This is a genomic window from Neobacillus sp. DY30 (assembly GCF_030123065.1).
Taxonomy (GTDB): domain Bacteria; phylum Bacillota; class Bacilli; order Bacillales; family Cytobacillaceae; genus Neobacillus.
This window is the reverse complement of the sequence record NZ_CP126093.1, coordinates 671,270-686,110: the sequence shown is the minus strand read 5'-3', so window position 1 is coordinate 686,110 and position 14,841 is coordinate 671,270. Positions and strand designations below refer to the sequence as shown.

The window sequence follows — 14,841 nt, the reverse complement described above, 5'->3', positions numbered from 1 at the left end:
GGTTAAAAATTAACGATAGATAACGTCGTTCCAGCGTAATTCGTTAATAAATGATTCTGTTTTTGTATCGTTATTAATGACTACCATTTCAATTCCAGCCAATTCTGCAAAGTCTCTTAACTGTTCAGTTGTTACTATATAAGAGAAACCAGTGTGGTGAGCTCCGCCTGCTTCGATCCAGTTTTCAACAGCTTGATTCAGAGATGGCTGACACTTCCAAAGCACACGGGCAACAGGAAGTTTCGGCATATCCTGTTCTGGCTGCAGGGCATCTACTTCATTTACAAGCAGACGGAAACGATGTCCAAGGTCGACAATCGAAGCATTTAATGCAGAACCGCCTCTGCCATCAAATACGATTCTTGCAGGATCTTCCTTGCCGCCAATTCCTAACGGGTGAACCTCAATTTTAGGACGAATAGCTGAGATTGTTGGACAAACTTCAAGCATATGTGCACCAAGAACCATTTCATTTCCTGGTTCAAAATGATAAGTGTAATCTTCCATAAAAGAAGTACCTTCATTGCCAGCAATGATTTTCATTAAACGAACGAGCGCTGAGGTTTTCCAGTCACCTTCACCCGCGAAGCCATAGCCTTGTTCCATTAAACGTTGTACAGCTAAACCAGGAAGCTGACGCATGCCATGTAAATCTTCGAAAGTAGTTGTAAATGCTGTATATCCGCCTTCCGTCAAGAATGATTTCATTCCAAGTTCGATTCTTGCTTGATAACGAATGCTATCTCTTACTGGTCCGTCTGTAAGACCTTCTGGAGTAATATCATATTGCTCTTCATATTCTTTCACCAATTGATCAAGTTCTTGTTCACTTACATCATTCATACGTTGAACGAGATCCCCTACACCGTACCCATCGACTGTCCAGCCAAATTTGATTTGCGCTTCTACTTTGTCACCTTCTGTAACCGCTACTTGGCGCATATTATCACCAAATCTAGCCACTTTCAGGTTTTTACTCTCAGCAAAGGCAACTGCCGTTCTCATCCAGCTGCCAACACGTTCTCTAACTTCTGTGTTTTCCCAATGTCCTACCACAACCTTACGCTTAACCTTTAAGCGGCTTGCGATAAATCCGTGTTCACGATCTCCGTGTGCAGCTTGGTTAAGATTCATGAAATCCATGTCAATGGAATTCCATGGGATATCGCGGTTAAATTGTGTTGCAAGATGAAGATATGGTTTTTGAAGTGCTGTTAGCCCTGCAATCCACATTTTTGATGGTGAGAATGTATGCATCCAAGTTATGATCCCTGCGCAATTTTCATCTGCATTCGCTTCTAGAATTAAGCGGCGAATCGCGTCGGAATCCTTCACAACTGATTTAAAAACTAATTTATATGGAACAGCTGGATCATGATCTAGTCCGCTTACAATCGTTTTTGAATTTTCCTCTACTGCTTTCAGAACGTCTTCTCCGTAAAGTAATTGACTTCCAGTTACAAACCAAAATTCATAGGCTTTTGTTGTTAACAAGGTAAATCCCCCTAAAGTAGTTGATATTTTGCAAAATTCAAACGCTTATGCGCACAAGTTATTTTTTTACATCCATTAATTCGTTTGCTCTGATGTTTGTTTTGTTTGACCATAGTAGGCGTTCTTTCCATGCTTTCGCAGGTAATGCTTATCTAACAAGAATTGTTGAATTGGATTTACGCTAGGATTTAACTGGTAGCTATGCAGGGCCATTTTGGCTACTTCTTCAAGCACCACGGCGTTGTGTACTGCCTCATTGGCGTTTTTTCCCCAACAGAACGGTGCATGATTAAACACTAGAACTCCTGGCATAGCCGCAGGATCTAATCCTTCCTTTTCAAACGTTTCAATAATGACATTTCCTGTTTCAAGTTCATAACCACGATCAATTTCCTCTTGAGTCATCTCACGTGTACAAGGAATCTCGCCATAATAGTAATCTGCATGGGTAGTTCCAAGTGCAGGAATGGGACGTCCTGCCTGCGCCCAGCTCGTTGCCCATGGCGAATGAGTATGTACCACTCCGCCAATCGTTGGAAAAGCGCGATAGAGTGCAAGGTGTGTTGGAGTATCAGACGAAGGGCGAAGATTACCCTCGACAATTCGGCCTTCCAAATCTACTACTACCAAATCCTCAATCGTTAGCTCATCATAAGGTACACCGCTTGGTTTGATGACCACAAGGTTCTGTTCACGATCAATCCCACTTACATTTCCCCACGTAAAAGTAACTAAGTTATGTTTTGGAAGCTGTAAATTAGCTTCCAAAACTTCTTTTTTTAGTCTCTCTAGCATACTGTCTCCTCCGTTCTTTCTAAGGAGTTTGCACTTTTGATTTTTTTCAATGTTTTCATCACGTTATTTTCTCCGCGTCCGAAATAATCGTATAAACGTGCATATTCCGTATACAGCTGGTCATAGACAACCTTATTTTCAGCCTTTGGCTGATATACATAATCTTTAACTCTGCCCATATCCTTTGCTGCTTCTGTAATACTGTCATAACCGCCGCGTTCTTTACCTGCCGCAACAGCACCAAACATAGCAGAACCAAGAGCCGGTGTTTGAGAAGAAGCAGAAATCTTAATACTCATGTTTAATACGTCTGCATAAATCTGCATCATCATTGCGTTTTTCTCAGCAATTCCTCCCGCAGCATACACTTCATTCACTGGAACACCATTATCACGGAATGTTTCGACGATCATTCGGGTACCGTAAGCGGTAGCTTCAATCAGCGCACGATAAATTTCCTCTGGTTTTGTTAGTAATGTTTGTCCTAGCAGTACTCCCGTAAGGTCCGCGTCTACCAGTGTTGAACGATTACCATTCCACCAATCAAGGGCAAGGAGACCGCTTTCACCAACGTTTAACTTATTTGCTTTTTCCGTTAGTAACTGGTGTATATTAACGCCTTTTTCTTTTGCTTGGTCATAGTAGCTGGCGGGAACACAGTTTTCAGTAAACCATTCAAAATGGTCACCTACGCAAGATTGCCCAGCTTCATATCCCATATATCCAGGAATGACTCCATCTTCAACCACACCGCACATTCCCGGAACAATCTTTTCCTCTTCACCTAGTAAAATATGACATGTAGATGTTCCCATGATCATTAATAGTTTGCCAGGTTCTGTAATCCCAACTGCTGGGACAGCAACATGTGCATCCACATTTGCAACTGCAACGGCAGTTCCCGGGTTCAAACTGGTTAACTTTGCACCTTCAGCTGTGATTTCTCCAGCTTTAGAGCCAATTGGAACGATATCCGTAGATAATTTATCTTCGACCACATTTTCTAAACGAGAATCAAGCGCTTTAAAAAATTCTTTTGATGGGTAGCCGTCCTGCTTATGCCACATTGCCTTATAACCAGCAGTACAGCTGTTGCGCTTTACTTGACCAGTCAATTGAGAGATAACCCAATCCGTTGCTTCTAAAATTTGATCAGCTGCTTCATAAATTTCAGGTGCTTCATCAAGAATTTGCCATACCTTCGGAATCATCCACTCAGAAGAAATTTTTCCGCCGTAACGTTGTAAAAACTTTTCGCCGCGTTGTTCGGCAATTTCATTTAAACGGTTTGCTTTGTCTTGTGCTGCATGGTGCTTCCAAAGTTTTACATAGCTGTGTGGATTTTTACTATATTCAGGTTTCCAGCAAAGTGGAGTCCCAGTCTGATCAACCGGTAGGACCGTACAAGCCGTAAAGTCAATTCCTAATCCGATGACATCATCCGGAGAAACTTGTGCCTTATCTAATACTTCTGAAATGGTAATCTGCAAAACTTCTAAATAATCTGTAGGATGCTGTAAAGCCCAATCATGCTCTAATTTGGTCTTCCCATCTGGTAAAAACTCATCCATTACTCCATGTGTGTATGGTTTTACAGCAGTCGCAACCTCTTTACCAGTTCCAATCTCAACTAAAACGGCTCTCCCTGACTGTGTACCATAATCGACACCAATTGCATATTTAGCCATTTTCTCACCCTGCCTTTAGAAAGAATACGTTTACATAATCAATAAAATTTTTGCTGAGTTTAATAGAATGGCGAGTAACTCCGCCAAAGCACACTCAGGTTTAAATTAAACGCTAATTAATATGAAAATATGTCATCCGTACAAGAAATACGATTATTCGACAAATAACGTTTCATTTTGTCCAACAAGTTAGGGTTGTTGTGTTTACTTTTACTCACTTGTACGTATAACTGTTAACTTGATTGTACCACCTATCCATATTTTTTCAAGGTATTTTACTCTATATTTAAAAACTTTTTGCATACAAGTTAAAAGAGTAGGAAAAACAAGTTGGTTTTCCTACTCTTTTACTTGTATTTTTTATTCTTTTACCACTCTTATCGCAAACACTTTAGGTACTTTTCGGCCTTCATACGCACGGAAAGTTACCTTTACTTTTCCCTTATCTACAGTAACGTGATTTGGAATTTCATATTTTACTTGTACAAACGTGTTCAACTCAACAAGTTCCACTTGACCATTTTCCAATTTAACTCCATCAACAGTGATATCAAAGGATTTCATTGTCTCAATTTCTTTTGTATACATGACAACAAGGTGGTTCTGCTGACATGATTGAACTTTTAACGTAAAGGAAAAATGCCCGCTTGGCCATGTGTCTCGATATTTCCGATTGGACTGGACACCATATCCCACGTGTTCCCCTTCAAATTCATGATCACGCTCTGGCTGCATTTCTCCCGGCTGAACAAAATCAACCGTCCGCAGCTGAAGTTCACGTTCTTTTTCGACGGAGGCTTTATAGGAAAGTTCTGCTTCTTTCCATTCTTTTTCCGTAAAAACATCCCAATAAACAGAGGTACTTCGATCGTGCATTTGATAGAACGGGATCAATCTAACATCACGAGGATATCCCAGCTTATTCATCTCAAATTGATGAGTATTTTCTGATACCGGCTCGATATTTTTAAGAACAGTTGATTTGTTTGTGACTAATACTGGTGTATATAATAGTTCTCTGGAAGATTCATCCTGTTGTATCGGCCCTAAATCACCAGCAAGAACTAGCGGACCGTTCATAAATGCAATACGGTTTGGGTTGTCATTCATCGTTTCTACTCTTACTGTCATTGGTATTTCTAATTCAATGGTATCCCCGTTTTCCCAAACACGGTCCATGGTGATAAAACTGGAAGGCGTGGCGTTGTGGTTGTACGTCTCGCCATTTATTTTTACACTCATCCCTTTTTCAGCCCAATATGGGCAGCGTACAGATAGGGAGAACTGCTTTGCATCAGAAGACTCAATTAACAATTTGATCGTGCCTTTATCAGGATAGGCAGTTATTTGATGAAGAACAATTCCTTTGTCTCTCCAATTCAGTTTAGACGGAATGTATTGGTTCACCACGAGAGAATGGTCGTTATAAAAATAGATTCCATTGCCATAACTTGAATGATTCTCCATTCCTGTACCAACACAACAAGTAAAATCATTAAACTGAGAATTGTAAACCTTATGGCCGCCCATATCCAGGGAAACAAAATAAGTAACCGTGCCTTCTTGCGGGTGCTGGGATGCTAAAATATGATTGTATAAAACCCTCTCATAGAAATCCCCTTGTTCTGCAAGTGCATTCCACTGGATGAGGTGTCTAGTGAGTTTTAACATGTTATAGGAGTTACATGTTTCACAAGTATTCGCCCCAAGCCGGTCAGATAATTTGTCTGGTTCTCCAAAATGCTCATTCATGCTGTTGCCGCCAATGACATAGGAATGATGGTGAACAACCTGTTTCCAGAAAAATTCTGAAATACGGCGGCAGGATTCATTATTGGAAATTTCATATTGCCGTGCCGTCCCAATGATCTTTGGTATTTGGGTATTGGCATGCCTTCCCGCCAGCACATCCTTTTCATCACCCAGCGAATCTAATAGTTCCTTGTGATGAAAGAGTTGTGATAACTTCCAAAAGCGCTCATCACCTGTATCTTCCGCAAGGTCTGCCAACACTTCTGACATTCCGCCATATTCACACTTCAAGACTTCCTGTATTTGCTCGTCGTTTAGGTTTTCAAACACATCGTTGAGCCATAAGCCAAGCTTTGTTTCAACCTGCAACGCTCTTTTGTTAGAAGTATATTTGAAGGCATCACGCAGACCAGCGAATAATTTATGAATAGAATAGAGAGGCACCCATCCTCCATTTAAATCAAAGCCTTGTGAGCGGATATCTCCTGCTTTTACTTCTTCAAAAATTTCTTTACCGCGCGGAATACCAGAAATATATCCTGTTCCATGTGCTTCCTGGCAAATATCGAGTTCATCTACAATATAATTTACTCTTTGATGAAATCGCTCATCGTCTGTTGCCGCGGCCATCATGGCAGTTGCCGACAGATAATGCCCTAATGTATGCCCAGAAATACCTTGTGATTCCCAGCCTTCATAGTTTGCCGCCTTCGGCTGCAGCCCTGCGTACTCTCTAAATCTAGCAAGCAGTCTATCAGGCTCTAATTTTAAAAGATATTCTTTATTTAACTCCATTGCATGCTTTAACGGACCGCCTGTAATACGGACAGAACTTAAATCAAATTCTTTTAGTGCCCTATTTCCATTTTCCAGCTTGGTGGATACCATTTGATTTCACTCCAATATTATTTATTCTCAACCTTTTTTTTACCCCATAAAACGGTTCCTTCTTGGTCCATACCAGTGAAAACAAGGGTACCATTCCAATTTTCCCAATCCCAAGCAGGAATGACTTTCAACGTATATTTCCAGTAATCATCTGGAGCTGCGCCAGGGTCATAAATGGCAAGTTCTATTGTGTTATCCCCTGTCAATTCCCAATGACTTTTATCGTCACCTTCGATTTTCCCTCTAGATTTCAACTGTATCGGCCGGGAAACTTGTAAACTATCATCATATCTAGGAAGAAGGATCTGTTCCCATTCGCCAATAATATTTTTTTCGTTTATTTCTTGTTCTGCTTCACCTGCGTATCTTTCCGGTGAAACCACTGGCCAGCCATCATCTGTCCATACCATTTTTCTGACATGTAAATGAGACCAATAGACATCTTCACCGGGTCTGGCATTATGGGTGAGATAATATTCCCCATCCTCTTCAAATAAGGCATTATGCCCCGTGCCCATCCAGCCTTCACTATTTTCAAACTTATAAGCTCCGACTAGCTTATTGCCTGTATTAAAAGATTCATCCGTATTATCAATCATGTCGCTGCCATTATAGTCTACATATGGCCCTGTGATATTTTTGGAACGAGCCGTACGAACATTATACGTATCTTCCAGCCACTCATAAGAAACTGTCAGATAATAATAACCTGTCTCAGGATTAAACATTATCTCTGGGCCTTCTATGCCATAATTCATATTTCTCCGTTGTGCAATTAATGTACCTTCATCATCTGGATTCACTAACTTACCAGTTTGAGAATCGACCTTTGTGATAAAAATCCCGCCAAAATAGGAGCCATATACCATCCAAGCCTGTCCTTGTTCATCTATCACGATATCGGGATCAATGGCATTTACCGTGTGATTATCACCCTCTTGCGTTTTAAATACGACACCTTCGTCTTTCCAGGGACCCTCGATCGAGTCACTTACTGCCACACCGATATAAGAGTTCCTTTTTCCAACTGACGAAACGGAATAATACAAATAATACTTCCCGTTCATCTCCACCACATCTGGAGCCCAGAAAGTTGTGCCTTTCGTCCATTCCCAAGCTTCTGAAGTTACTTGTTCAAACACACGGCCCACAAACTCCCAATGAATTAAATCTTTCGACTTTCTAATTTGTATTCCGGGTTTTGGCGGGCCGCCTGCCATATAGTCAGTGGAAAACGCATAATACCAGCCATCCGCTTTAATAATCGAAGCATCATGTGTAAAATTGGTGGTCCAAACTTTTTCCTTATGCACGATATCACTGTTAACATTTTGCACCTGTTTATCAGCAGGAGCAGCTGGTAGCGTAATTCCGGACAAATTACCCGTTTTAGGCATAGCAAAAGATATAACAAGCAACGCAGTTACAAACAAAACCATTAAAATAACAATTCCAGCAAAATATGTTTTAAGTTTCATTGATAAACTCCATGGTATGTGAGTATTTTTTAACACGGCTGTGTTAAAGCTAACTTAGATATTGGCACTCTGTTGATTTGTGCGGAAGGCACGAAGACTCCTGCGGGAGGACGGGGCAGGGGAGACCCCACAGGCGCTAAAGCGCCGAGGAGGCTCCCCGGACCGCCCGCGGAAAGCGAAGTGCCTGGAGCGCAAATCAACAGACCCATTTAACACAGCCTTAAACAAAAAGCACTTATCATCTACTAACTCTGATAAGTGCTTTTTCATTATTTCTAAATGAGAAGGTTTAACCTTTTACCCCTGAGATTGCAATAGATTCGATGATTTGTTTTTGGAAGACAATGAAAACAATCAACATCGGCAATAACGCAACCACAGATGCAGCCATGATTAGTGGATAATCACTTTGGATTGCATAAGATGCGTTAAAGTTTGCAATTACTAATTGAAGTGTCTGCTTCTCTGGCGAGTTCAAATATAGGATTGGTCCTAAGTAATCATTCCAAATCCCCATAAACCATAGAATTAACTGTGCTGCTACCGCAGGCTTAATTAACGGGAAGATGATTTTATAAAAAATTTGGAAATAAGAACATCCATCAATCTTTGCAGCTTCAATGATTGAGGTAGGAATACTAGTTAAGTATTGACGTAAAAAGAAAATCATGAAAATGTTTCCGAAAAATCCAGGGATAATCAATGGCAGCAGTGTATCAACCCATCCTACGGAAGAAAACATGATGAACTGCGGAATCATTAGCACTGGATAAGGAATCATAACCGATGCAAATAACATGATGAAGATGTTATTTTTCCCTTTGAAATGCAGTTTTGAGAAAGCAAATGCCGCTAAACTTGAGGTGAATGTACCAATCACTGTTACCGATACAGCTACGATTAAGCTATTGCTAATACCTGAAAGAAGCGGCCCCATTGACCAGATTTCAGAATACTTAGCAAATGAAATCGTGTCTGGAATCCACACCGGAGGTAAGGCAAAAACATCCTCCCTTGACTTAATCGAAGTCGAGAACATCCATAACAAAGGTGCTACCATGAAGATCGCCCCAATGCTTAGGAAAACAAAAACAACGGCATCGGTAATTTTATTTTTCTTCTTTTCAGACATAGGTTCTGCTTTAACTGACTTTTTATTTGCCACTGCAACTTCCATTTTATACGCTCCTCTCTATCACTCTCTTACTTTACGGTTATTAATCCAGTTCGAAGGAATTTTTCTCGTTTATCTTAAATTGGATTAAAGTAATAATGAAGATGAAAAGTCCTAATACTAAGGCCATTGCAGATGCATAACCTAATTGGAAGTTACCAAATGCTTTTTGCCAAATATAAAACACCACGGAAGCAGAACTATATTCAGGACCGCCTGTTGGAGTCATTACGTTGATTTCAGTGAAAATTTGAGCTCCGCCAATAATATTGGTTACGATGATAAAGAAGGTAACAGGTTTTACCATCGGGAGAGTAATATGCCAGAATGCTTGGAAAGCGTTAGCTCCATCCAGTTTTGCTGCTTCATAAAATGATTTAGGTACACTTTGAAGCGCAGCTAAGTATAGAAGCATGGTATAACCTAATCCCTTCCATACTGCCATAATAATCAAAGCCGGTTTTACTGTAGAAGTATTTTGCAGCCAGTTTGGTCCTTCGATCCCGAAGACATCTAAAAACTGATTGACTAATCCATAATCCCCATTATAAGCCCACTGCCATAGAATGGAGATTGCAGCGATAGAAGAGATAACCGGAATATAATAGAGAACCCTAAATGTGTTGGTTCCAGGGATCCCGCGATTTAAAGCTAATGCAAGTAATAGCGCTAAAACAATACCGATTGGAATACCAAGCATCATATAAATCGTGTTAAACATAGATTTATAGAAGTACTCGTCTTGGAAAACATTTTTGAAATTCTCCAACCCAATAAAGTTCATAGATCCTAGGCCATCCCAGTTTGTAAAAGCGCCATAAATGGAATACAGAAGCGGAACCATGGCGAATATGAGGAATCCTAGGACAGGTGCTGCAATAAATAAATAGGCATATCTTTGCTCTGTACGATACAGTTTGGATGTCGCTTTCATCTTCCCTCATCCTTTCAAAAGCTATAATTATGACACATTTCCCTTTTTCTAAATTTCTTTTTCACCAAAAAATTTAGATAAAAGGAATAAATGGTGCTAGTAATTTTTAAGAAAACTAGCACCATTTACACTGTGTCAAAGTTCAGTTTGTTGCTTATTTCTTCGCTTGTTTTTCTTGTTCGATTGCTGCGTCTAGTAATTTTTGCATCTTAGGCTGTGCTTCTTTCACATACTCTTCAGCTGTCATCTTACCATCAAGAACTGGCTGGATGTTTTTGAAGAATTCATCATACCATTCAGCTGTGTAAGTTTTTTCCGCTGGGAATCCACGCCCGTAATCATTGATAATATCTAAGAATTCTTGCTTGTTTTCAGGCTTAATTGATGTGTCCGCTGCCCATTTTTCAGCAACAGTCACGCTGTTTGGTAATTGAACTTGAGCATCTACTAACGCTTGGTTACCTTCTTGGTCAGCTGATAGGTATAATGCTAACTCAGCTGCTGCTTCCGCATTCTTCGTTGTAGCTCCTACACCAATACCTAGAGATCCAATCCACGCAGCAGGTTTACCTGTTTTTCCAGCTGGCCATGGAATTAAATCATATTCAAACTTTAATTGTTCTGCATATGTTGCCATATCCCAAGGACCAACTGGGAAGAATGCTAATTCGCCTTTCATCCATCTTTGGTACGTATCAAGTGTTTGTGCTTCTGCAATAGAAGGGGTTATTTTGTATTTATTTTGTTGATCAGCAAACCATTGTACTGCTTCAGCAAATTCAGGAGTATCAATTGTTACTTTTGTTCCTGTTTCATCAATCCAGTCTGCCCCATTACTCCAAACAATTGGCTGCAATGCCCATTGAATGTTAAATCCAGCACCAAATTGATCACTTTTTCCATCACCATTCGTATCTTTTGTTAATTTTTGTGCTACATCAATGAATTCATCTAATGTATAAGGCTTATCCTTGTCAGGAAGTGGAATTCCTGCCTCTTCAAACATTGTTTTATTGTAACCTAACGCGAATGGTCCTAAATCTTTTGGTAAGCCATAAATTGCACCTTGTCCAAGAGTTTCGCCATCAAAGCGATACTTAGCAATACCCTTTTCCCAAATATCGTCGATTTTTACGTTTTCTGATCCTTCTACTTGCTCAGTAATATCTTTTAATACACCAGAGTTTACATACGCTTTTACCTGCGCAGGGTTATAGAAGAAAACATCAGGAATTTTCTTACCAGCAATCGCCGCTTTTAACTTTGTATCATATTGATCTGGAGCAACTTGAACTAATGTAACCTTCACATCTGGATGTGATTCTTCAAAGCGTTTTACAGTTGCTTCATAAGCTTTCAATTCTTGGGGCTGCCCTCTAAACATAAATGTAATAGCTGATTTTCCATCTTTTGTTTTTCCTGATGACTCTGAGCTATTCGAGCAACCCGCAAGGATGGAACCGATAATCATAATAGTAAGTAGAATCAATGAACCTAGCTTTTTTGTTGATTTCGACAAGGTAATCCCTCCAAAACTATTTTAATAGTAAAACAATTTCGTGAAAATTTTTGCAAACGCAACCAGAATTTAATAAAATGATATAAAATAATAGTTAATCCGTTTTAATAGGTTTTCCTATTGTACGTACATGTTAGGCGACTACATAACAATCCCTCCTGAATATTTCCGCCGCAACCTTTTTCACTTAACTAAAGGCATTGTAATTACGTTTATCTTGTTTCTAGTAAAAATATGAAAGCGTATTCCCTACAGTTAAAATACTAATATACCTGTTCGTACATGTCAATGATGTTTTAATATTTTTTTATTTATGTACGTACGTGTTTTTTAAGGTATAATAAATGTTGTATAATAAAAACATAGTAATTCCTTTTATTCTATAGTCCGGATATTTTATACGAATACGTAATATAGAAAGTAGTGATACAATGGCACAAAAAACAAAGTACAATATGGTGAAAGAACAGATAACGGAATGGATCACCAGCGGTAAGGTAAAGCCTGGTGAAAAAATATACTCAGAAAATGAACTTGTTAAAATGTTTGGTGTCAGCAGGCATACTGTTCGGCAGGCCGTCGGAGATTTGGTACATGAGGGTTGGCTTTATCGGGAACAAGGAGCCGGAACCTTTTGTTCGTTCAAAACAGAAGAAGCTGAGCATCCTGCTCTGCCACTTCAATCGAATGGCAAAAATATCGGAGTAATCACAACCTATATTTCCGACTATATTTTCCCTTCTATCATTAGAGGAATTGAATCTTACCTTACGGCCCAAGGTTATTCGTTAACATTTGCATGCACCGATAACGACATCGAAAAAGAAAAACAATGCTTGCAATCTATGTTAAACAGAAATATCGATGGACTTATCGTTGAACCGACAAAAAGTAGTGTTTATAATCCTAACATCCATTACTACTTGGAGCTGGAGCAAAATAACATTCCATATTTAATGATTAACCAGTTTTATCCTCAATTGGCCCCTCCACATATTGTCGTTAATGATGAACATGGAGGCTATATTGCTACTGAACATCTAATTAAGCTTGGTCATCGCAAGATTATCGGGTTATTTAAAACGGATGATCTTCAAGGGGTTAATCGTATGCAAGGCTTCATCCGCGCATTCCGGGAACACGGGATTACCATCTTTCCAGACATGGTTATCTCCTACTCAACTGAGGATATGAACGAAAAAGTGAAGGATCAATTGGCCAAATTTTATACATCTGATGATAAGCCGACGGCAATTGTTTGTTACAATGACCAATTAGCTTTAATGGTTCTAGATGTATTGCGTAATTATCAGGTAAGTGTTCCAGACGATGTTTCAGTTGTTGGTTATGATGACTCGTTTTTAGCAGAGGCTTTTGAAGTGAAACTAACATCAGTCGCCCATCCAAAAACGGAAATGGGGATTGAGGCAGCGAAGCGCATTGTTGCAGCGGTAGAAGGAAAGGACTATACTACCCAGTCTGTTATTTATGAACCGGAGTTGGTAGTAAGAAATTCTACTGCACCTGTAAAAAGCGCAGATTTAATGATAAATCCGGAATAAAAGTGATCGAACTTTCTTTTTTGTTAAGGACTTGAACAAAAAAAACACACTTTAAATTTGAAGTGCACCCGAATTGTTAGACACACTCTAACAATTCGAGGTGCATTTTTTAATGGCGAAATTTTCGACAGAGCAAAAAATACAATCAGTAAAAGAATATCTAAATGGTAATGATGGAGTGAAAACAATTGCTCGTTCAATCGGTGTAGATCATAGTGTACTCCTTCAGTGGATCAAACAATATAATCTTTTTGGTGAAGATGCCTTTGAAAAACGGTATACATCCTATCCTCAACAGTATAAACTAGACGTACTCAATTATATGAACGAGCAAGGGACGTCTATCAGGGAAACAGCAGCGATCTTTAATATTCCATCACCTTCAACACTTTTAAAATGGAAAATCGCTTATGAATCAGAAGGATTGGATGCCCTACAAATAAAGAAAGAGGGACGTCCATTTATGTAAAATGAGAATCAAAAAACATCCAATAAACAAGTACCAGCGGAAGGGTCAACGGAAGCACTCCAAATGGAATTAGAACGTTTACGTATGGAGAATGCATATTTAAAAAAGTTGAATGCCTTAGTTCAAAACAAGGAAAAATCACCAAAAAAGACAAAGCGCAAGTAGTCTTTGAATTAAGGCATGAATTTCCGGTGAAAGCACTTTTACAACTCGCAGATATCCCCCGTAGTACGTATTATTATTGGGTGAAAAACATGGGGCGTCCTGATACAGATGCAGAGCTGAAGGGATTGATTCAATCCATTTATGACGAACATGAAGGCCGTTTTGGCTACCGCCGTATTCGTGATGAACTTAGAAATCGTGGACACAAAGTAAATCACAAAAAAGTACAGCGTACATGAAAGAACTAGGTCTAAAATGTCTCGTCAGAATGAAAAAATATCGCTCTTATAAAGGTAAAGTAGGTAAAATTGCACCAAATATTTTAAATCGCAACTTCAAAGCTGAAGAACCAAATGAGAAATGGGTTACAGACATTACAGAGTTTAAATTATTTGGAGAGAAGCTATATTTATCCCCGATATTGGACCTATATAATGGAGAAATTATTACATATACAATTGGATCAAGACCGACCTATTCACTTGTCTCAACGATGTTATATCAAGCCTGTGAACGGTTAACCGACGGCAATAAACTACTTATTCATTCAGATCAAGGTTGGCACTACCAGATGAAAAAATACCAACATTCCCTAAACGAGCGAGGTATTACGCAAAGTATGTCCCGTAAAGGAAACTGTTACGACAACGCCGTTATAGAAAATTTCTTCGGGATTTTGAAATCAGAATTTCTGTATCTAAAAGAATTTGAAAGTGTAGACCATTTCAAACAAGAACTAGAAAAATATATAGATTACTACAATCACAAACGAATTAAGGCAAAATTAAAAGGCCTGAGCCCAGTACAGTACCGAGTTCAGGCCCAACAAGCTGCCTAACGAAATAACCTGTCTAACTTTACGGGGTCACTTCAATTTGTGTGTTTTTTTGTTTCCTTTTTAGATGTTGAGGCATTTCATGATA

Annotated in this window: 9 protein-coding genes and 1 pseudogene; 2 read left to right on the top strand and 8 right to left on the bottom strand. The window is 39.3% G+C overall.

Annotated elements, in window-relative coordinates; genetic code table 11:
• Positions 1-9: 9 nt before the first annotated feature.
• The 8 genes from araA to QNH29_RS03125 all read right to left on the bottom strand — a co-directional run bounded on the left by araA (position 10) and on the right by QNH29_RS03125 (position 11,674).
• Complete coding sequence (gene araA / locus QNH29_RS03160; protein WP_283863412.1) at positions 10-1,494, bottom strand: L-arabinose isomerase; 1,485 nt, start codon at positions 1,492-1,494, stop codon at positions 10-12.
• Positions 1,495-1,569: 75 nt separating this feature from the next.
• Positions 1,570-2,289: an L-ribulose-5-phosphate 4-epimerase gene (gene araD / locus QNH29_RS03155; protein WP_283863411.1), complete on the bottom strand. Its 720-nt coding sequence runs from the start codon at positions 2,287-2,289 to the stop codon at positions 1,570-1,572.
• Positions 2,283-3,977, bottom strand: a complete 1,695-nt coding sequence (gene araB / locus QNH29_RS03150) for a ribulokinase (RefSeq protein ID WP_283863410.1) — start codon at positions 3,975-3,977, stop codon at positions 2,283-2,285. Before araB ends, araD begins: the two co-directional genes overlap by 7 nt.
• A gap of 360 nt (positions 3,978-4,337) precedes the next feature.
• The gene (locus tag QNH29_RS03145) at positions 4,338-6,617 is read right to left on the bottom strand and encodes a glycoside hydrolase family 127 protein (RefSeq protein WP_283863409.1); all 2,280 of its coding nucleotides are present in this window, start codon (positions 6,615-6,617) and stop codon (positions 4,338-4,340) included.
• Between the two features lie 17 nt (positions 6,618-6,634).
• On the bottom strand, positions 6,635-8,095 hold the full coding sequence (locus QNH29_RS03140; RefSeq protein WP_283863408.1) for an arabinan endo-1,5-alpha-L-arabinosidase: 1,461 nt from the start codon (positions 8,093-8,095) through the stop codon (positions 6,635-6,637).
• Positions 8,096-8,384: 289 nt separating this feature from the next.
• The gene (locus QNH29_RS03135) at positions 8,385-9,227 is read right to left on the bottom strand and encodes a carbohydrate ABC transporter permease (RefSeq protein WP_283865522.1); all 843 of its coding nucleotides are present in this window, start codon (positions 9,225-9,227) and stop codon (positions 8,385-8,387) included.
• Positions 9,228-9,312: 85 nt separating this feature from the next.
• On the bottom strand, positions 9,313-10,203 hold the full coding sequence (locus QNH29_RS03130) for a carbohydrate ABC transporter permease (RefSeq protein ID WP_283863407.1): 891 nt from the start codon (positions 10,201-10,203) through the stop codon (positions 9,313-9,315).
• A 154-nt stretch (positions 10,204-10,357) separates the two neighbouring features.
• Positions 10,358-11,674, bottom strand: coding sequence for an ABC transporter substrate-binding protein (locus QNH29_RS03125; protein ID WP_283865521.1), 1,317 nt, complete (start codon positions 11,672-11,674; stop codon positions 10,358-10,360).
• A 479-nt stretch (positions 11,675-12,153) separates the two neighbouring features.
• On the opposite strand from QNH29_RS03125, the gene QNH29_RS03120 reads away from it, so the two are divergent.
• Both QNH29_RS03120 and QNH29_RS03115 read left to right on the top strand, forming a co-directional pair.
• On the top strand, positions 12,154-13,284 hold the full coding sequence (locus QNH29_RS03120; RefSeq protein ID WP_283863406.1) for a GntR family transcriptional regulator: 1,131 nt from the start codon (positions 12,154-12,156) through the stop codon (positions 13,282-13,284).
• A gap of 112 nt (positions 13,285-13,396) precedes the next feature.
• Positions 13,397-14,756: pseudogene (locus tag QNH29_RS03115) on the top strand (IS3 family transposase).
• The last annotated feature ends 85 nt before the right edge of the window (positions 14,757-14,841 follow it).